Annotated in this window: 16 protein-coding genes; 11 read left to right on the forward strand and 5 right to left on the reverse strand. The window is 64.6% G+C overall.

Translation table 11 applies throughout. The features are described 5' to 3' along the window. Positions 1-123: 123 nt before the first annotated feature. The 3 genes from GOALK_RS10405 to GOALK_RS10415 form a co-directional block, all read right to left on the reverse strand. Positions 124-2,415, reverse strand: a complete 2,292-nt coding sequence (locus tag GOALK_RS10405) for an excinuclease ABC subunit UvrA (protein ID WP_006358771.1) — start codon at positions 2,413-2,415, stop codon at positions 124-126. An 8-nt stretch (positions 2,416-2,423) separates the two neighbouring features. Further along, the gene (moaA, locus tag GOALK_RS10410) at positions 2,424-3,476 is read right to left on the reverse strand and encodes a GTP 3',8-cyclase MoaA (protein WP_232283161.1); all 1,053 of its coding nucleotides are present in this window, start codon (positions 3,474-3,476) and stop codon (positions 2,424-2,426) included. Positions 3,477-3,545: 69 nt separating this feature from the next. Further along, on the reverse strand, positions 3,546-5,723 hold the full coding sequence (locus tag GOALK_RS10415; protein ID WP_006358773.1) for a molybdopterin-containing oxidoreductase family protein: 2,178 nt from the start codon (positions 5,721-5,723) through the stop codon (positions 3,546-3,548). Between the two features lie 400 nt (positions 5,724-6,123). Between GOALK_RS10415 and GOALK_RS10420 the strand changes: the two genes are divergently transcribed. The 7 genes from GOALK_RS10420 (at position 6,124) to GOALK_RS10450 (ending at position 11,009) form a co-directional block, all read left to right on the forward strand. Next, positions 6,124-6,474 carry a cupin domain-containing protein gene (locus tag GOALK_RS10420; protein ID WP_006358774.1) on the forward strand — a complete coding sequence of 117 codons (351 nt, stop codon included), beginning with the start codon at positions 6,124-6,126 and terminating at the stop codon, positions 6,472-6,474. Positions 6,475-6,669: 195 nt separating this feature from the next. Beyond that, positions 6,670-7,812 (forward strand): GAF domain-containing sensor histidine kinase, encoded by a 1,143-nt coding sequence (locus tag GOALK_RS10425; protein WP_006358775.1) that lies wholly within the window; start codon positions 6,670-6,672, stop codon positions 7,810-7,812. Beyond that, on the forward strand, positions 7,809-8,468 hold the full coding sequence (locus GOALK_RS10430) for a response regulator (RefSeq protein WP_006358776.1): 660 nt from the start codon (positions 7,809-7,811) through the stop codon (positions 8,466-8,468). The genes GOALK_RS10425 and GOALK_RS10430 overlap by 4 nt, the downstream gene beginning before the upstream one ends. Before the next feature lie 70 nt (positions 8,469-8,538). Continuing rightward, positions 8,539-9,855: an FAD-dependent oxidoreductase gene (locus GOALK_RS10435; protein WP_006358777.1), complete on the forward strand. Its 1,317-nt coding sequence runs from the start codon at positions 8,539-8,541 to the stop codon at positions 9,853-9,855. Between the two features lie 61 nt (positions 9,856-9,916). Next, positions 9,917-10,228: a ferredoxin family protein gene (locus tag GOALK_RS10440; RefSeq protein ID WP_006358778.1), complete on the forward strand. Its 312-nt coding sequence runs from the start codon at positions 9,917-9,919 to the stop codon at positions 10,226-10,228. Further along, complete coding sequence (locus GOALK_RS10445; protein ID WP_006358779.1) at positions 10,225-10,764, forward strand: molybdopterin synthase catalytic subunit; 540 nt, start codon at positions 10,225-10,227, stop codon at positions 10,762-10,764. The genes GOALK_RS10440 and GOALK_RS10445 overlap by 4 nt, the downstream gene beginning before the upstream one ends. Then, a complete protein-coding gene (locus tag GOALK_RS10450; protein ID WP_006358780.1) occupies positions 10,764-11,009 on the forward strand; it encodes a MoaD/ThiS family protein in 246 nt (81 codons plus the stop codon). The genes GOALK_RS10445 and GOALK_RS10450 overlap by 1 nt, the downstream gene beginning before the upstream one ends. Positions 11,010-11,381: 372 nt before the next feature. On the opposite strand, the gene GOALK_RS10455 is transcribed toward GOALK_RS10450, so the two are convergent. Further along, the gene (locus tag GOALK_RS10455; RefSeq protein WP_006358781.1) at positions 11,382-12,170 is read right to left on the reverse strand and encodes a DUF1883 domain-containing protein; all 789 of its coding nucleotides are present in this window, start codon (positions 12,168-12,170) and stop codon (positions 11,382-11,384) included. Between the two features lie 540 nt (positions 12,171-12,710). Continuing rightward, a complete protein-coding gene (locus tag GOALK_RS23440) occupies positions 12,711-13,622 on the reverse strand; it encodes a DUF3800 domain-containing protein (protein WP_198136076.1) in 912 nt (303 codons plus the stop codon). A 353-nt stretch (positions 13,623-13,975) separates the two neighbouring features. Between GOALK_RS23440 and GOALK_RS10465 the strand changes: the two genes are divergently transcribed. The 4 genes from GOALK_RS10465 (at position 13,976) to GOALK_RS10480 (ending at position 19,550) form a co-directional block, all read left to right on the forward strand. Next, on the forward strand, positions 13,976-14,914 hold the full coding sequence (locus GOALK_RS10465; RefSeq protein ID WP_157139148.1) for an SMP-30/gluconolactonase/LRE family protein: 939 nt from the start codon (positions 13,976-13,978) through the stop codon (positions 14,912-14,914). Positions 14,915-14,952: 38 nt separating this feature from the next. Further along, the gene (locus GOALK_RS10470; protein WP_006358784.1) at positions 14,953-15,630 is read left to right on the forward strand and encodes a helicase associated domain-containing protein; all 678 of its coding nucleotides are present in this window, start codon (positions 14,953-14,955) and stop codon (positions 15,628-15,630) included. A gap of 153 nt (positions 15,631-15,783) precedes the next feature. Next, positions 15,784-17,826 carry an alpha/beta fold hydrolase gene (locus GOALK_RS10475; RefSeq protein ID WP_006358785.1) on the forward strand — a complete coding sequence of 681 codons (2,043 nt, stop codon included), beginning with the start codon at positions 15,784-15,786 and terminating at the stop codon, positions 17,824-17,826. 161 nt (positions 17,827-17,987) lie between these two features. Next, a complete protein-coding gene (locus GOALK_RS10480; protein WP_006358786.1) occupies positions 17,988-19,550 on the forward strand; it encodes an HNH endonuclease signature motif containing protein in 1,563 nt (520 codons plus the stop codon). Positions 19,551-19,567 lie beyond the last annotated feature (17 nt).

The following is a 19,567-nucleotide window of genomic DNA, read 5'->3' on the forward strand; positions in this document are numbered from 1 at the left end:
CTTTCTCGTCCGTTCGTCGTCGTCGCCTACTACCGCCACAACGTCATGGCCCCATCCGACCACTACACAAGTGCGACCGCGAAAGCCGTTCGCGTTGGTCCTGGCGCAGTGGGCACACGAACATCAGTCCGCGAACTCCACGACGGACGCCCCGGGCGCGCTCACGATGTCCAAGCGGTGCTCCGCGATCGCAATCAGCTGGGGGTCATGTTCGGCGATCACCACGGTGTCGCCGCGCGCCACCAGACCCTGCAGCGCCATGCGGATGCGGTCGATGTCGCAGGGGTGCAGACCGGTCGAAGGAGTGTCGAGCACATACATCGTTGAGCCGCGCGACGGCCTTTGTAGCTCGTTGGCGAGTCGCACCCTCTGCGCCTCGCCACCGGACAGCTCCATCGCGGAATGCCCAAGTGTCAAATAGCCCAGCCCCACCGTGAGCAGTGCGTCCAGCCCGCGGCGAAGGGTGGCGTTGTCGGCGAATACCTCGACGGCATCGCCAACGCTCAACGTCAGTACGTCAGCCACCGTGCGACCATCGACGGTCACCTCGAGCACTTCTGGTCGATAGCGGGCGCCGTCGCATTCGTCGCACTCCACTCGCACCGACGGTAGGAAATGCAGGTCGAGTTCGCGAGACCCTTCTCCCCCACATCCCGGGCACCGCCCCTGGGCAACGTTGAACGAGAAAGCACCGACACCGAATCCGTGGGCTCGCGCCGTGTCGGTAGCCGCGTAGACGCGTCTAATCTCGTCGAAAATTCCCACATAGGTGGCGACCACAGAACGTGGGGTTCGACCGATCGGACGCTGATCGAGCTCGATCACCCGGTGCACGCTGGTCCGTGTGCTGTCGCTGGCGGCGGGAATCAGCGCATCGACCAGGAATCGTGTCTTACCGGTGCCGGAGCGGCCCGTGATTGCGGTGACGACTCCCAGCGGGATCCGCGTAGGGGGTAGTCGGCTGGCCACGCCGTCGGTGGCAGTGAGGCACAGATGGCCGCGTGGTTGCCGATCAGTCTTGCCCGCGTCCTTCGACTGTACTGCCGTGCGTAACGCCGCTCCGGTCAGTGACTCAGCAACGTCGATGACACCCCCGGGTGGTCCCGAGTAGACGAGATGGCCACCATCGACACCGGCCTTCGGGCCGAGGTCGACGAGCCAGTCCGCGGCACGCATGATCGTCGGATTGTGGTCAACGGCAACCACCGACCCACCCATGGCACGCAGACGATCGAAGAGGGACAACAAGTTCGGCAGGTCGTCGGGATGGAGCGCTGCCGACGGCTCGTCGAAAATGTAGAGCAGGCCGGACAGCCCGTCGGTGACCTGACGGGCAAGACGCACACGACCGAACTCGCCCGCCGACAAGGTGCGCACTCCCCGCCTGGGCGCAAGGTAGCCGAGCCCGAGGTCGAGCAGCGGGGTGACACTGGCACGAATATCACCGATGATCTCCCGGTCGACCGTGTTGCGAGCAACATCGTCGGTAGACGTACCGGCTGCTAGAACCTGGTCCAGGTCGGCGAGGGGCATAGCCTCAAGATCGATGATTGTATGACCGGCAAAGGTGACTGCCCGAGCCGACGCGGACAGTCCGGTGCCACCGCACCCGGGGCATCGGGTGATCTCAAGGTGGCGCTCGGCCTTTCCCCTCAACGCCGCGCTCTTGGTGGTGGCAAAGGTGTGCAAAACGTAGCGTCTGGCACTCATGTAGGTGCCTTGGTAGGACCCCTGCACCGTGGTGGCGTCCCGCTCTGGGTGCACCGTCACCACCGGCTGCTCATCGGTGAAAAGAATCCAGCGTCTGGTCTCCTCGTCGAGTTCGGAGAAGGGCGTATCGATATCAATTCCCAACGCGTCCAGTATGTCTCGAAGATTCTTTCCGTGCCACGCACCTGGCCAGGCGGAGATCGCACCCTCGCGAATACTTCGCGTGGGATCGGGTACCAGACTGCGCTCTGACACGTCGTAGCGGCGGCCGGTGCCCTCGCACCCTGCGCACGCACCGGCGTGGGTGGCGGCCGAGAACGCCTCGGCCTCCATGGGTTCGATTCCCGGCGGATAATCGCCCAGACGCGACACCAGCAGGCGCAGACCATCCGACACCGTCGTCGTGGTACCCACGGTTGCACGGCCGGACACATTGTGCCGCTGGGATACCGCTACCACCGGAGGTAGGCCGGTGATGGAGCGAACCCGCGGTCGGGCCAGTTGGTCGATGACTCGGCGCGCATAGGGGGAGATGGTGTGCAGGAGTCGCCGCTGCCCTTCGGTGAACAACGTGTCGAACACCAACGACGACTTCCCCGACCCCGACACCCCGGTGACGACCACCAGTCCGACTCGGGGAATGTCGACGTCGATGTCTCGGAGGTTGTGTTCGCGCGCTCCGCGCACACGAATGGAATCAGTCACTGATCAAATCAACCACCAATGAAGGACATCTCGATTCGCGGTCCGCCGTCTGATCCGGAGCCGCGTGTCTCAGAGTACCGATCGGCACGCTCCCGCCAGCGGTTGCTGAGCAACGCATCAAGGTCGTCATCCGATGCGCCGGCACGCAGAGGACCACGCAAATCCGTTCCACGACTGGCGAACAAGCACGTGAACAGTTGGCCGTCTGCGGACAACCGAGCACGTGAGCAGTCGCCGCAGAACGGTGCCGACACCGAACTGATGAAACCGATCTCGCCGCCGCCGTCGATATAGCGATAGCGGTCGGCGACCTCACCGACCGCCACCGGGTCAACGGGCTCGATCCGATGGCGGGCATTGATTGCGGCGACGATCTCGGCCGACGGCACCACATCGGCCTCCGACCATCCGTTGGTGGTGCCGACATCCATGTACTCGATGAACCGCAGGATCTGAGGGGTCCCACGAAAGTGTTCGGCGAGGTCAAGCAGGTGGCGTAGACCTGGGCCATCGTTGACACCCCGCTGCACCACCGTGTTCACCTTGACTGGACTCAGTCCAGCAGCCTCCGCGGCGGCGATGCCTGCCAGTACGTCGCGCACCCCGAAGCGTGTGTCGGTCAGCGCGGCGAAGACCTCTTCGTCGAGGGAGTCGAGGCTCACCGTCACCCGGCGTAACCCGGCCGCAGCCAACGGCTCGGCCAACCGCGGCAGCAACGAGCCGTTGGTGGTCAGCGCGAGGTCTACGTCGAACTGTGCGATCCGACGCACCAGATCGACGATGCCGGGCCGCAGCAGCGGCTCCCCACCGGTGAGGCGTATCTTCCTGGCGCCCAGACCGACGATCCGCTCGACCAGTCGGACCACCTCGTCGTCGGAGAGCATCGCCGATCGATTCAGGAAATTGTGGTCGGCGCCGAACATCTCCCGGGGCATGCAGTAGGTGCAGCGGTAGTTGCAGCGGTCGGTCAGCGAGATGCGCAGATCCCGGAACACCCGCCCCCGGGCGTCGGTGATGGCAGTGCGATCAAGGATGCGGGGCTGGGACAGTTCGATGGTCACTGAGGTCTCCATTTATCGCGGTAAGACCGGCCCATCCCGGGGCGGGATGGGCCGGTGGGTGCGGTGGGGCTATCCCGCTGAAGCCTGCTCGCCGATCCTCTCGACCTGAACCAGGTTGTCGCCGTACACACCTGCGTTCCCGAGCCCGCAGTGACGGTCTGCGGTGATGGAGTTGACTGTCGATCCGTGGCTCTTGTACTGCCAGTGGCCGACATTGGACATCACGAGCCCCTGCATCACCGACTTGTCGATGACGGCCGGGCCCTGGAACGACCCGCGCTCGTTGTAAACCCGCACGAGTTCGTCGTCGATGATCCCGCGATCAGCCGCGTCGACGGGATGAATGAACACCCGCTGGGCGCCCTGCGTCTCCTGTTTGTCGACGGCGTTCCCGTACTGGGTGTTCAGGAAGGCGTGCGGTTTCGGGGTGACGATGCGCAAGGGGAACTTGTTCGCCAGTTCGGGATTGGACTCCGGCGACTCGAACGGCGGGATGAAGTCGGGCAGCGGGTCCACATAGCCACCGGGTTGGAAGGCCTCGTACATCGAACGCCACACCGGCACCACGAAGTTGCCGCCCTCGGCCAGGCTCGCCTTGAACTCGCACTTGCCCGACGGCGTCGGGAAGTTACCCTCGGCGTGTGGCGCACGCTCGTGGGGCAGACCGACATTCAGTCGCATCCAGCCCACTTCTTCGAGCTTCTCGAAGGTGATGCCCTGCAAAGCGGGGGCGTCCCAGTCGTGGAAGTCGATCAGCATCTCGCGGTCGGTGCGATCCCAGTACGAGTCAGTAAAGCCCATCGTCTTGGCGAGTCGTCGGAAGAGCTCCGAGTTCGGCACACACTCCCCCGGCGGTTCGATCGCCGGCTGGTTCAGGGAGAGGTAGAGGTGACCCCAGGTGACCATGATGTCGAGTTGCTCGGCCTGCATCGTGGCCGGCAGCACGATGTCGGCGAACTTAGCGGTGTCGGTGATGAAGTGGTCGCTGACTACGGTGAACAGGTCGTCCCGCATGAGACCGGTCATCGTTTTCTGCTGCGCCGGAGCCTGCGACACCGGGTTGGAGTTGTACACGAACAGTGACTTGATCGGCGGGTCGAGCTGCATCTCGCCCGTCAGCGCCATACCCAAGTCGAGTTCGTTGATGACGCGGGTCCCCTCCGGAATCCATTGCGGCATGCAGATCTCGTCGAACTTGGTCGGGAACTCCCAGATCGGCATCTCCATGGCTCCGCCGCCCACGTGTCGCCACGCGCCGACCAGTGCGGGCAGGCATGTTATGGCCCGGATCGCTTGTCCACCACCACGATTACGCTCCAGTGCCACGCCCTGGCGGATGGCGGCCGGCTGACTCGTCGCGTACTCGCGAGCGAGTGTCCGAACATCCTCGGCGGGTATGCCGGTGATTTCCTCCACGCGTTCGGCGGGAAAGTTGGCCGCGCGTTCAGCGAGTTCGTCGAATCCGATGGTGTAGTTCTCGACATAGTCGGTGTCGACCAGGCCCTGGACGATGATTTCGTTGATCATGCCCAGCGCGAGCGCGCCGTCGGTGCCCGGGCGAATCGGGATGTGCCAGCTTGCCTGACGCGCGGTCCGGGTGCGCACCGGATCGATGACGACTACCTTCGCGCCCTTCTTCTTGGCGGCGAGGATGAATGGCCAACCGTGCAGGTTGGTGCTGGTCATATTCATGCCCCACACGATGATGTATTTCGAGTGGGCCATGGACTCTACGTCGAGGCCGCCAGTGGCACCGACCGTCATATGCCATGCGGTGGACGATCCGGATTCACAGTAGGTCTTCTCGGCAACGGTCGAACCTAGTCGGTTGAAGAAGGCATCGCCCGAGGTCAGTCCGTTGATGACGCCCTGGTGGCCCAAGTACGCATGCGGCATGATTGCCTCGCTGCCGTACTCCGCGATGATCGAGGTCCACCGCGACTTGATCTCGGCGAGGGCCTCGTCCCAGGTGATGCGTTCGAACTCGCCCGTGCCCTTGGGCCCGACCCGCCGCATCGGGTACATCAGGCGACCCTCTTGGTAGTGGTGTTCCTGGAAGTTGTTGGTCTTCGCGCACAGGCCACCCTTGGTCATCGGGTGGTTGGGGTCGCCCTTGACTTCGACGAGTTTGCCGTCGGCGACGTGGTAGAGCATCGCGCAGGTGTCGGGACAGTCATGGGGACACGCGCCACGGACGATTGTGAGTTCCTTGGTGCCGTCGGTCGGCCGGGGTGCTGCAAGCGTCATGGTGAATCCTTCTGCGGGCTGGCGCTGGGATTGGCTTATGGAACTTCCAGTCAGCCCAAGAAGAATGACGCCGCTATTTCAGGACGATTAAATCGGCGTGACGGTACATACCGATCAAATCCACTCTAGTCACGTGCACCTGTAAATGTAGGTGCGGAACGAAAACTCTGTTTCTCATCTCTGTTATGTTTACTTAAATTGCCTGCTCAGGGGCCTGCGCGTCATAGTGACACCTGCAGAATCAGGTATTACCTTGGCCTTCGAAACGGCCTACTGTTTTGCGGTGTCGGTGGCTTCGCATCAGATGACGCGATGCAATCACCTACAGTTCGCCATGAGTCACGGAACTGGTGAGATCACCTGCACTTCGTGTCTCCAATCGATAGGGAGTTTGAATTACATGTCCGTCACAACCACACCCGAGTACAGCCGCTCGATCGCCGAGGCGGAGAGCTATGAGCCCTTCATCGTCGGCGGCGAAGCTGTCGGCGAGGTCCACTGGGTGCGGACCGAGGGCGCCGAGGGCGCCACGCTCTCCGTAGGCCTGTGGCGCAGCGAGCCGCAGTCCTTCCCGTACCCGTTCAACGCGGACGAGACCATTTACGCACTCGAGGGCGAACTCGTTGTCGATCTGGAGAGTGGTGAGAAGGTCGTCCTTCGCCCTGGCGACATCGCATCCTTCACGAAGGGCACCAAGTCCACCTGGACGGTGACCGAGTCCTTCAAGAAGCTTTTCGTGATCAGCGGCTAGGACATGTCCCCCATGTCTGTTCGCGGCCCTCGGCGGCCAGAGATCAGGACAGTCCAACACCATGCGTGAGTCCATCGCGGTCGGGTATCTCGGAGACACCTCCCCGATACCCGATCCGGTGGTGTCTGATGCACGCTCGGGCGCGGCGCAACCCGCCGTCGCGCAACAACTCATCACCGGAAGTCGGCATCGCTCATGTGCTACAACGTGAAATCCATTGAAGATGTCCGAAGCCTGGTGGTCGCTAGCCGCGGGCTCTCGGTGCTGACCGATCCGACGTCATTGGCCGCCAAGGCCTGCCGACGGATGCACGAGTTGACAGGGGTCGACCTGTCGATGATCGCGCTGGTGCACGACGACGTCAACCTGGAAATCATCTCCTGGGTCGGAACCGAAGAAAACCTCTCCGACACGGTTATCCCGCGCAACGATGGCGGCATGGGTTGGCGCTGCCTCGACCGTGAAATGCCAGTCACTACCGGCGATTGCGCCGAGCTCGCCACCACCGACACGGTCGCCGCCGCGGCCCGGCGGGCCGGCATGCAAGGATTCGCAGCCGTTCCAATCATGCTCGATGATCATTTCCTCGGGGTGATGTACGCCGGGATCAGCGACACTCGGGTCAGCCCCCGAGTAACGCTGCTGCTCAGCGAGTTCGCCGCATCCCTCGCTCCGCTACTGGTCAACGCGCAACGCGCACAGCTCGCCGGCGAGCAGGCCGTCGAGGTAGAGCGTCAGCGCATCGCCCAGGACCTGCACGACACCGCGGGACAGCTCCTGTTCAAGATCTCGATGTCGGCGCGAGAGCTCCGTCAGTCCGCGCACGAACACGAAGACGTCATCGACCTGTCCCGCACCATCGAAACTGATGCCGCCGAGGCGTCCTCCTATCTGCGGGCTGCGATGGGTCGTCTGCTGCCTGTCGCCACCGCCCTGCCTGTCACGATGCGGCGAGACGCGGCCATCTTCGGTTCGCGAACCGGCATAGCAACCGAACTCGCTGTCTTCGGAACCCCCGTGGCCGGCTCTCCGGCGCGCGAGACGGTGCTGCTCGCAGCCATGCGTGAAGCACTGCACAACGTCGCAAAGCATGCCGGCGCGGACGCGGTGTTCGTCTCTCTTACTTATCGCCCCAACGGCATCGGCCTCGTCGTTGTGGACGACGGCAAAGGCCTCCCACCGGGGTTCGAGTTGCATCCAATACCCGGAAGAAGCGCCGGACTTGGGCTCTCCGGTTTGTCACAGAAGGTGGCCGGTGTCGCCGGCACGCTCGATATCGCAGACAACGACGACGGCGGAGCCACGGTCCGCGTCTTCATCCCGTGGGGCACCCGATGACCGGCACCGCACCAATCAGGACCGCTGTCACCGAGGTCATCGTGGTCGACGACCATCCGGTAGTGGCACAGGGCATCGAGCGCCTCATCGATCGGACCGGCGACTTCCGCGTTGTCGGAACCACCTATTCCGGTCTCGAAGGGCTCAACCTCGCGCGACGACTCCGCCCCGACATCGCGATCCTCGACCTCCGACTCGGGCACGAGGACGGCGCCGACATTTGCCAGCGGATGCTCACCGAGGTGCCTGGCATCCGCGTCGTCATGCTCACCGCTTTTGGCGACCGTGCCCGCCTGCGCCAATGCCTGGAAAGCGGGGCCTCCGGTGTTCTGCTCAAGGGCACGCTTGATCTCGATCTCTCCCAAGCACTGCGTGAGGTGGTGGCCGGGCAAATCGTGGTCGATCGCGGCGTGGAGAAGGACCTGCGCGTTGCCCAAACCCTCCTCGACGAATCCGAGGCGCCGGGATTGCTGCGGCCACGTGAGGTCGAGGTGCTGCGGCTCATCGGTCGCGGTATGACGACAAAGGCCATCGCCACCGAACTCGGCCTCACCGTCAACACCGTGCGCAGCTACACCCAAGACCTCATGGCGCGCCTCGACGCACACACCCGCGTGCAGGCCGTCGTGGCCGCGCAACAGCTGGGACTCATCTGACTCGCCGGTCATCCGCTGGTAGCACTCGTCGCCGGTCACTCGCCCGGTAGCACTCAGAAAGGAAGGGACGATGTCGCACATCGCAATTGTCGGGGCAGGACCCTCAGGAGCCTTCGCCGCGGCCGCCGCCGTCAAGAACCCCGACGTGTCGGTCGACGTCTTCGATCGACTGCCAACGCCGTTTGGCCTCATTCGCTACGGTGTGGCGCCAGACCACGTGAAGATCAAGTCGGTCACCCGAGTGCTGTCGAAAACGTTTGGTGCCGAACGAGTTCGGTTCTTCGGCAACGTCGAATACGGGCGTGACATCCCCGTTGGCGCTCTCCACGAGGCGTATGACGCTGTCCTGTTCGCCACGGGTTCCACAGGTTCTCGCGCACTCGGTATCGCGGGTGAGGATCTCATCGGCAACTACTCCGCGGCCGATATCGTGCCCTGGTACAACGGTCACCCTCTGCGAGGCTCAGAGATGCGCATCTCTGAACCCGGTGAGAAGTCCACCGTCGCGATCGTCGGTGCGGGCAATGTATCGCTCGACATCGCCCGCATTCTGCTGAAGGGGCGAGCAGGGCTCTCCGACACCGATGTTCCGGAGTCGGTTCTTGCCGCGCTGGACTCCCACGCGTCGGTCGACGAGGTTCACATCATCGTGCGTCGCGGTGCCGCGGACGTACGGTTTACGTTGCCGGAGTTGCAGGAATTTGACCGGATGTCTGAGGAGGACCTCGACGTCACAATCTACGACGCCGACTTGCGTTCAGAACCCACGGCAGCTGACCTGGCCGATCCGACCGCTCAGCAACGGTGGGATCTGTTCTCTAGGTGGGCGACACGCAAGCCGACCGGCGCAGACCGGCGGCTCATTTTCCACTTCGGCGTCACTCCCAGCCGCATCGACGGCGTGAACCGCGTCTCCGAACTAACTCTGACTCAGAGCGGCCACGAACTGGCGCCCACTCGTACGATCCGCGTCGATGCCGTCATCACCTCGATAGGATATGCAGGCGAACCAATCCCCGGACTCGAGTTCGATCACGAACGGTCTGTCGTCCCCAACGAACTGGGTCGTGCCGGCAATCGGACCTACGTCGCCGGTTGGATCAAACGCGGACCGACGGGGGTTGTCGGCGCGAACAAAGCGTGTGCGGGCGAGACGATGCGAGTACTGCTCGAAGACCTTTCCGCAGCGGACCAGGATGTCGACCGCAGTGACGCACGCAAGCGACTGCTCGCAGACCTGCGAACGAAGTGCTCGCCCGTTGATTGGGAGGGCTGGCAGCGGATCGACAACGCCGAAGTCGTCCTCGGAACCGAGTTCGGATGCAACCGAAAGAAGATCACCGATCACCGCCGGCTCGTGGAAATTGCCACCGCGGTGTCAGCTTGACCCGATCCCCTCGGCGCCGGTCAGCCCCCCGGCGTCGCACCACCGAATGAGGAGAAGTTTCATGCCATACGTCATCACCGACGCGTGCGTCGACATCATGGACCGCGCATGCATCGAGCAGTGTCCGGTTGATTGCATCGAGCAGGGTGAGCGGATGATGTACATCAACCCTGACTTCTGCATCGACTGCGGTGCGTGCCAGCCGGTATGCCCACAGGGCGCGATATTCCTCGACAACAACCTCCCCGACGGGGCGAAGCAGTACAAGGGGATTAACGCAGATGCCTACGAATCAGGCGAGTTCGGGCCCGAGTTCGGTACCGATCACCCGGATGTTGCGGCTCTACCAATGCGCGTCAAGGACGACGCATGACGACCATCGACGCCCCTGCCCTGGAGCCCTCACCGGTCGGCACTGATCCGATCGGCACCGACTGGGTTGCGCTATCTTCCGAACCGCTCGACCTTGCCACCGCGACGCGGTGGGCTTCGGTCGCAGACTGTGGCGCCGTGGTCGCTTTCGAGGGCATCGTGCGTAATCATTCGCACGACGGTGAGGGCGTGACGGCGATCGACTACGAGGCGCATCCGCGCTACGCCGTGACCCGCATGTCGGAGATCGCCGCCGCAGCTCGGCACCGCTGGCCGGAACTCGGCCGGATCGTGTTGTGGCATCGCACCGGACTCGTCCCATTGACTGAGTCCAGTGTGGTGGTCGTGGTGTCGGCCGCGCATCGCACGTCGGCCTTTGATCCCGCGCGGTTCTGCATCGACGTCGTGAAAGAGTGCGTGCCGGTCTGGAAGCACGAGCACCGCGGCGGTCAAAGTGCGCCGATGCTCGACGGTGCCGACATCACCGATGTCGCCTCGGCAGCGCGCGCCTGGTTTACCCGCGAGCAGGCTCGCTGATGGCCACCCTGGTGATGTTCGCGGCCGCGCGGCAAGCCGCGGGGCGCGGTACCGACCTCGTCCACGGCACGACGCTGGGCTCCGTTCTCGACGCCGCGACCAACCGCTACGGCACCACATTCGCCGACGTTCTCGCGTACTCGCGGGTATGGGTCAACGGTGAACATCCAGGCGCCGATGCCTACTCGGTGCTCGTCGGCGACGACGACGAGATCGCCATTCTTCCTCCGATCTCGGGTGGATGATCTATCCGCATTTCTGCTTTAAAGGTTAACGCCGTGCCTGGCTGTGTAGTACTCGGCCGCGGAAGCTAACTCCGCCCTTGGCGCGATCGATCGTTCGGCGCGTGCACCGGCAACCGGACCGATGAGCGGTTCGGTCAGGCGGCGAGATTCCGAGTCCCCCATCTCAATGTCAGACCGACATGAACCCTACTGTCCCCGAGTCGGTTTCATAAGCTGACCGCAGGTGCGGCCTGTTATCGGGGATACCTAAGCTGAGTTCCTGCTTCTGCAGGACCCGGTGTCATGCCGAGAGGGCGCTTCTCCCCCGTCCACCGGCGGTCAGAGCGGGCCGACCCAGACCTGCTGGTGCGAGACTGGGTCGGCCGCGGGATCTCACGCCGCCTTGTCCCCGATCACCACAGCCGCGATCTCGTCGGCGATCGCCTCGATCTCATGGGTAGCCGTGGACAACGCCACCTTGTCGGCGAGGGACGGGCTGTAGGCGCGGACCTCGTCCGCACCCACCTCGTGCCAGATCGGAAGGATTGACTGCTCGCCCGCGTTCGTGCGGGTGACGATCCCGTCGAGTTCGTGGTTCGGCCAGCCTTTCCCGAAGAACGACGGCGACAACACCACGAGACCGAACCGGCTCGACCGGATGCCCTGATCGATACGCCGCCGGAGGCTCGAACCGATGCGAAGTTCTGCAACGTCCAGCCAGACACGGACGCCGCGTGTGGCAAGCGCGTCACGGAGCGGTATCGCAACGCTTAGCTTGTCCTCGGACGCGTGAGAGAGAAAGACGTCCCACGTCTGGCCAGCCATGATGTCGTCCGAAGGCGGCTCAACAATGTCGTCGCGAACCTCGACCCGCCGAGCCGGATTGTCTTCGCGGATCGTGGGAAGAGCGCCGCGGGGTGCGGGCTCAACACCGACCCCCACGCGGTAACGACCTGCGTAACCACCGAGGTCGGTAACGATGACCCACCGGCCAGAGCTCGGGATCGTCAGCCGGACCGGCGACCGCTTCGCGAGACCACCGGTGTATCGGTAGCGGCGACCGGACTTGTAATTCCGGTACTCGGACTGCGTCATCAGCTGGACGTTGGCCTGACTGTCGAGCGTGACAACTGCGGTCGCGCCCTTCTGCTGATGGCCGAGGTCGTGAACGGTGTGTTGCACAGGGTGCTCCTGTCGTTGGGAACGACGATGGAACCCCTACCCCCGAGTTGTTGTAGCCCGAGAACCCGCGTTGTAGCCTGTCCTTACAGCGACCAACTGTGAGACAGAACCCGGACGAGGTTGATCCCGTTCGGGATCTTGTCGTTCTGGGCCAGTCTATCGCCCATACCATCGACACAACAGCATGCGAATAACATTCGTGAGATTCCGTGGTCGCGGTAGGCGTGTCGCCCTAGTCGGCGTGTCCACTGGCGCGATCGACGGCGCTCAGTGGGTCAGAAAGATGGCGTGGCGTATCTCGCGGTCGACTGCGTCAGCGGCGCGGCGCAGGCCATGATCGACCTCGGCAAACCTCTCGACCCTCCCCGACCCCAAGGGGCCGTGGTCGGGAAGAGATCGACAGACCGGCCCACGGTAAGCGTTGTAGAGGCCAGCCGATAGACAATCCGCCGTGCGCGGCCGGGGATGCCGACCCTAGCGGCCGATTAAGAAAGGCCGAGGTCAGGGGCCAGGCAGCACTTTGCGGTGTCCCGATATTGATTAAACCTGGGTCGGGGCGTAATGTGGCTGTTGCAGACCCCCCCACACCTGTGGATAAGGGGGTCTCGCTGTATCTAGGGGGGATTCTATTTTCTGCGGGACGCGGGAAGGGTCTCGCTCGGAGAGAAATTTCTCATACCACTGCCACGCGAACTCGTTGTGAGCATGACGATCGACGTGCGAATTTGCCGACCAGGCGACCAGATCGGCCATCTGCACCAGCTGCGAGGTGGCGGAGTCGATATGCACGGCATCTTCGATGAGTCGTCTCCTACGCAGGTCGAGTCCTCGATGCGTGGTTCGGTACGTCGGATCGTTGCCGTCGCCGTCCATGAACACCAGCCCGAGGCCGCCGCTGGCAGCGAGCTCGACCTCAATTCGGGCGACGAGGTCCGCATACAGATCTCGCTTGGTTGTGGCAATCTCGCCAGGGTCGCCGCGACGGTAGACGGCACCTACCCGCAGGCCCTCCGTGCAGCGCAGGGTCTCCAGACAGACCTCAGCGACCTCACGGCCGAAATCCTTCCAATACTCAACGCCGGCATGGACGTGGCGGTCGGGGACGCCCTTCGAAATACGGCCGCGACCATTCACGTACTCGGTGGTGTGTAGCTCCTTGGTGACCGCGATCCTGTACTCGCGCCACAGCATCTTTCGGGTGTCGAGCCACGAGGCGAGCACCGAGCTCCAGTGATCCGGGGAAAACTCGATCCACCCGTAGACGTGGAGGCCGCTCGCGGGGTGCCCGGAGTCGTCGACGTAAATCATCCGCTCTAGATGCGCTGGCACATCACGATCATGACCGATGCCGGCGGCGCGCCCACCGTCCGGTCCGTGGGTTCCTGCACCGCAACGATTCGTGACGGCGGCTGAGAACGTCGCTTGGTCAGACACCGTTCCGCTGACGGTCACCTCAATTCACGGGGGCGTCGTTCGGTCGCGATGAGCCTGTCTCAACTACCAGCTATTTGTCTCGGGTCGGCTGTCATATCGCTGATCTGGCTTGATTGCGGTACGTCCTGCCTTATGCACCGTGACAACGGACGTCGACCCGCAGAGCGTGTCGCCACGCTCTGCGGGAGTCGTTCGATGCGCCGCGGACCGCCAAGCGCGGTTTACACTCCGTGGTCGTGCGACAGCGGAAACCGGGACTTTCCCCCGCCAGGCGGCAGGTTCGACCTCCCCACGGCGATCTGCGCCCATCGGAGCTATCTGCGACGACAGCACTTCACTCGCTCGACGCGGGAACCGCAGAAGACGTGGTGGTGGGCCTGGATGGGGCGTTAATCTGCGGCGTCACCGGTGGTGCGATCGTTCGAATCGACCCCTCCACTGGGCAACGGAGCACCATCGCGGACACCGGTGGTCGGCCGCTGGGTCTGGAGGTGTGCGACGACGGTAGACTGATCGTGTGCGATGCGCACAAGGGGTTGCTGCAGGTGGATCAGTTCACGGGCGCGGTCGAGACGCTGGTCGACCAGGTCGATGGCGTTCGGCTGCGGTTCTGCTCGAACGCCGCCGCCGGCCCGGACGGCACGGTGTGGTTCACCGAGTCGACTAACCGGTTCGACTTCGAGCACTACATGGGTGCGCTCCTGGAGCACCGGCCGTCGGGACGGCTCTTCCGCCGCGACCCGGACGGGACCGTGACGACGGTCCTCGGTGGCCTCTACTTCCCCAACGGGGTTGCCCTCGCACCAGACCGGCGTTCGTTGCTGTTCACCGAGACGGGCAACTCCAGCCTGTCCCGGTTGTGGTTGGCCGGGCCCCGTCAGGGCGAGGTCGAGGTGCTGCTGTCGAACATGCACGGGTTCCCCGACAACATGTCGCGATTCGCCGGCGGCCGATCGTGGATCGCGATGACCAACCCCCGCAACGCTGTGCTCGACCGGTCAGCGACATGGCCCGGTTTCATACGGTCAGCTATCTGGCAGCTGCCGGACATCATGCGCCCAAATCCGGAAACCATCGTCTGGGCGGTGTGCGTCGACCCCGACGGCCGGGTGGTCGATGAGGTGCGGGGTGTGCATCCCTCGTTCGACACCGCCACCGGCGCAGTCGAAAACGCCGGCAAGCTGTATTTGGCGAGCGTCTGGCAGGACTCGCTACTGGCGATCGACCTCCGCGACAGGGATCTCGGGGAGCTGACGACTCGTGTCGAGCATGCGAATGCGCTGTGGCGCAGCGAAACAGACAACCTGTGACGTGACATCGGTGCTGATGGAGCAAGCGACGAGCTGCGATGAGTAGTTTCGACCCGCGGTTCGAGGCCGGGATCGCCCACCTGCACCGCTACGCCGCCGTGCATGGTTCGAGCTCGCCGCCGCGCGGCGCGACGATCGACGGGTTCGCGATCGGTCAGTGGGTCGTCAACCGCCGTGCCGAGTACCGGCGGGGTGGACTGTCGCCCGAGCGGATCCGCCGGTTCGAGGCCGAGTTCCCCGGCTGGGTGTGGAATGTGCGGGACGCGATGTTCGACGTCGGCGTGACCCATCTACGCCGTTTCGCCGCCGTCCACGGCACGAGCAACGCCGGAGAGGGCGATGTGGTCGACGGTTTCGAGATCGGCACCTGGGTCGCGTCACGTCGCGCTGACTACCGCAGAGGCCGACTGTCGGCCGAGCGGATCGCGCGTCTGGAGTCCGAGTTTCCGGACTGGCGGTGGCTGCCTCAGGACGAGGCCTCCGCGGCGGCATTCGAGACCGGCCTGTCTCACCTGCGCCGCTATGTTGCTGCTCACGGGACCAGCCAGGTCCCTCAGCGGGATGTGATCGACGGCTTCCCGATCGGTATTTGGGTCGCCACCCGTCGTGCCGACTACCGCAGAGGCCGGTTGTCGGCGGAGCGGATCCGCCGCATCGAGACCGAGTTCCCGGACTGGCAGTGGACGGTACGACCCGCCGCCACGAACACGCGGTGACGCCATGCCTGGCGAGCACGACACCCCCACCACTGGCCGCAGTCGTGCGGACGATCGGCGGTTCGACGCCGGGATCGCACACATGCACCGCTACGTCGCCGCACACGGTTCGAGCTCGCCATCCCGCGATGCGCGCGTGACGGCCGACGGTTCATGGAGCTCGGTCCCGACGATCGCGCTGCGGTGCTGCTGCCGCTGAGCTTCGGCGGCGGGCTCGACGCGCTCGCGATGAGCCTCCTGAACGGTGCGACGATGCTGCTGTGGGATGTCCGGCGCCGCACGACCACCGGGCTACGCGACTGGCTGTCCGCCGAAAGTGCCACCACCGCGCACTGCACTCCGTCGCTGCTCCGGTCGTGGCTGGGCGAGCTCGACGCCGAGGACGCCGTCGACTCCCTGCGCCTGCTCTCGACCTGCGGTGAGCCCGCGCATCGCGCAGATGTCGAACTCGCACGGAACACCATCCTCTCCCGCGGCGTGTTCTGTTGCTGGGCAGGTGCATCCGAGGTCGGCAACCTGGCCTTCAATCTCTTCCCGCCGGAACGCGAGGTCACCGACGGCGCGATACCGGTCGGCCTCCCGGCATCGGACAAGGTCGTCCGCATCGTCGACGAGGACGGTCACGATCTGCCGCCGGGGACCACCGGTGAGGTCATCGTCGAATCCGCACACATCGCCTTCGGGTACCACGCGGATCCGGAGCTGACCGCGGCCCGCTTCACCTCGCTGCCGGACGGCCGCAGACGCTATCGCACCGGCGATCTCGGCCGTCTCGACGACAACGGTGAGCTCGCACTGCTCGGTCGTGGCGACGACGCGATCAAGATCCGCGGCTATCTCGTCGAACCCCTCGAGGTCGAGTCCGCGCTGCGGTCGCTGCCCTGGACCACCGACGCCGTCGTCACCGCCGATCGGGACGAGGGCCGGCTCACCGCGCACGTGGCCGTCGACCCGTTGAAGTGGTCGCCGTCGCCCGCGGAGATCCGGCACGAACTCGGAAAGACGCTGACCCCGTGGATGATCCCGCGCGACATCGTCGTGGTCTCGGAGATCCCGCGCAACGAGCGCGGCAAGGTCGACCGCGGAGCGCTGCCGCCTCCCCCACCGCGCCCGACGCCCGAGCGTCCGCGCGGGTTGACCGAGATGGCGCTGCACCGCTTCTGGAGCGAGATCCTGGGTCTCGAACCCCAGTCCTTCGGTCGTCACGACGACTTCGTGGAGCTCGGCGGTGACTCCCTCGCCGCAGCCAAGATGCTCTCCGAGGTCCAGCACCACCTCCAGTTGGAGGTGAACACCGCCATGCTCGCCGAGGCACCGACGATCGCGCAGTTCGCGCAGCGGATCGAGGCGGCCGCGAAGGAGCGCTCCAAGAACGCCACCGGTGCCACGCTGATCCCGTTGCGGAAGGGCGCCGGCGACCCGGTCTTCCTCATCGCCGGGGCGGGCAGTCTCGCGACGAGCCTGACGCCGGTCGTCCGTGCACTCTCCGGCGACCGTCCGGTGTACGCCATCCAGTCCCGTGGCGTCGAAAAGCGCGGCCGTGCAGATCATTCTGTGCGCGCCGCGGCACGTCGGGCGATCGCCGACATCCGGTCGGTGCAGCCCCACGGCCCGTATCAGATCGGCGGTTACTCGCTGGGCGGGTTCATCGCCGTCGAGGTCGCCGCGCGCCTCACCCGGGCCGGCGAGACCTGCCATCCGGTCGCCGTGCTCGATTCGGTCATCGACCCGATTCTGGCACAACGCCTTTCCGGGAGCGGACCGAACGTCGTGCAGCGCATCGGCAACTCGCTGCGCTCGCTGACGATGACGAGCGAGACACTGCCGGACCGCACCGGAACCGACGCGAAGAAGCCCACCGGCTCACCGGTCCAGCGCGTCGTGCAGGAAATCGCCCTCAAGGCACTGGTTCTCACCGCGGGACTCGTCCCGTTGTCGACGCCGGTGCAGTGGGTCGTCTTCTTCCGCCTCGGCACCAAGATGATCCGACGGCACCGGCCCAGCCCCTACTCGGGTCCGATCACGGTCGTCAAGGCACGCACCAACACCGACGATCCCGCCCTCTGGGGCCACTTCACGTCGGGGAAGGTCGAGTTCCTCGACATCGACGGCGACCACATCTCGATGATCCGCGCTCCGCACGCCACCGAGACCGCAAGGGCGATAGAGGAGATCCTGGAGCGCGCGGCAGGTTAGAACTTGTCTGCCAGACTTCATTCCGATCAAACCGTCTGCCCCACAACGTTTCTATTTCCCGACCTTGTGGAGGAAGACCCGCGTTTGTCGGTGGGTTGATCTACATTGGTTGGTAACAGATTCAGCCATCCAGGTTGGGCTGTAGACGTTGTGGGGGCAGCGTGTCGCGTGCATGGACCGATCTTCCGAGCGGGTTCCTCGCCGGGGTCGATGCTGCCCACCCCGAATTGTCCGACACCGCAACCCATATGGAACGGTTCGGTTCGATCCGCCATGGTGAGGCGTATCTGGCGTGGTGCCGGTATGAGTCGATCATCACCGTCTACGACCAGCTCGTGGTCAACACTCAGGGCGGATTCTTCATCGACCGCTACACCGAGATGGTGACCCGGGTCTGCCGCGAAGCCGCCATCACCCGCTACCAGGCCGATCAGTGGGTGGGTGAAGCGCTCGCCCTGCGGGACCGGCTACCGAAAGTGCTGACCACCCTGCGCGACGGCATCCTGTCGCGCCAGTTGATCCAGACGGTCATCTCCCGCACCGACCTCATTTCCGATGACGCGGTCATCGCGGACCTCGATACCGAGATCGAACGCATCGTGCGTAATCGCAAGGGCGCGTGGACCCCGCCGAAGCTGCGTGACATGGTCGATCGCCTCGTCTTTCGTCACGATCCTGACGCGGTACGGGAACGGCGCAAGGAGGCCCTTGACAAGCGCGGTATGTGGACCGAGAACTTCACCGACGGGACCGGTGAGATCACCGGCGTGATGGCCGCGGAGAACATTCGCATCGCCGCGAGAGCGGTGAAAGCGTTGGCCGATACCGTGTGTGCGCACGACGGCCGGAACCGTAACCAGCGCAACTCCGATGCCATGTTCGCGCTGTTGACCGGCACCATTTTCGATTGCCAATGCCAGCGTGAGAATTGTGACGCCGAGATCCCCGACCCCGCCGAGGTGGTCCGGTCGGTGAGCACCGAGGTCGTCATCCACGTGGTCACCGATGCCGCCACTCTCGCCGGGGCACCCGGTATCGGTTGGGTCGACGGCCACGGGATCGTCTCCGACGAGCATGTGCGTGATCTCGCCGAACGGGCGGACTCCACCATCACACCCGTCACCCCGGTCCGCACACCACCGGCCCGCATCGTCGTCGAGGACGTCCCGTCGAACGACGTCGTGATCGTCTATCCCGGTGCGCAAGCCGCTGACCCGTACCGGCCCACCACCGCGTGTGCTGACTTCGTGCGGGTGCGTGACGGCTATTGCACCGAACCCGGCTGCGCCCAGTCCGCTTTCGGTAGCGATCTGGACCACGTCGCCGAGTACGACCACACAAATCCCGCCCAGGGTGGGGCCACATCGAGTGAGAACCTCAATGCCAAGTGCCGGTTCGGGCACCTGCACAAGACGTTCGGCGACTGGATCGACGTCCAGTACCGCGACGACGACGGCCACCTGGTCACCGAGTACCGCACCCCGGAAGGCGTCGTCATCCCTGGTGACGCCGAGAACCTCGAGGACTCCTTCCCCAACCTGCGTCGTATCCGCTACGAACAGCCACCCCAGGCCCCACCGTCCCCACGGGTCATCACGGGGGACGACACCCCGCCCAGCAGCAACCGGCTCGCGCACAAACACGCACGCCGGCGGGCCGAACGTGCCCGCAACCAGCGAGAACGTGAACGACGTGAGCAGGCCGACGGTCCACCGCCGTTCTGAGAGGTCTCTCCACGAGC

The sequence above is a fragment of the Gordonia alkanivorans NBRC 16433 genome (assembly GCF_000225505.1).
GTDB lineage: Bacteria > Actinomycetota > Actinomycetes > Mycobacteriales > Mycobacteriaceae > Gordonia > Gordonia alkanivorans.

Bases quoted from the DNA above. Each gene is read 5' to 3' on its own strand.
- GOALK_RS10435 (WP_006358777.1), top strand. From the start codon at position 8,539: ATGTCGCACATCGCAATTGTCGGGGCAGGACCCTCAGGAGCCTTCGCC.
- GOALK_RS10425 (WP_006358775.1), top strand. From the start codon at position 6,670: ATGTGCTACAACGTGAAATCCATTGAAGATGTCCGAAGCCTGGTGGTC.
- GOALK_RS10470 (WP_006358784.1), top strand. From the start codon at position 14,953: ATGAGTAGTTTCGACCCGCGGTTCGAGGCCGGGATCGCCCACCTGCAC.
- GOALK_RS10450 (WP_006358780.1), top strand. From the start codon at position 10,764: ATGGCCACCCTGGTGATGTTCGCGGCCGCGCGGCAAGCCGCGGGGCGC.
- GOALK_RS10445 (WP_006358779.1), top strand. From the start codon at position 10,225: ATGACGACCATCGACGCCCCTGCCCTGGAGCCCTCACCGGTCGGCACT.
- GOALK_RS10440 (WP_006358778.1), top strand. From the start codon at position 9,917: ATGCCATACGTCATCACCGACGCGTGCGTCGACATCATGGACCGCGCA.
- GOALK_RS10420 (WP_006358774.1), top strand. From the start codon at position 6,124: ATGTCCGTCACAACCACACCCGAGTACAGCCGCTCGATCGCCGAGGCG.
- GOALK_RS10430 (WP_006358776.1), top strand. From the start codon at position 7,809: ATGACCGGCACCGCACCAATCAGGACCGCTGTCACCGAGGTCATCGTG.
- GOALK_RS10475 (WP_006358785.1), top strand. From the start codon at position 15,784: ATGGAGCTCGGTCCCGACGATCGCGCTGCGGTGCTGCTGCCGCTGAGC.
- GOALK_RS10415 (WP_006358773.1), bottom strand. From the start codon at position 5,723: ATGACGCTTGCAGCACCCCGGCCGACCGACGGCACCAAGGAACTCACA.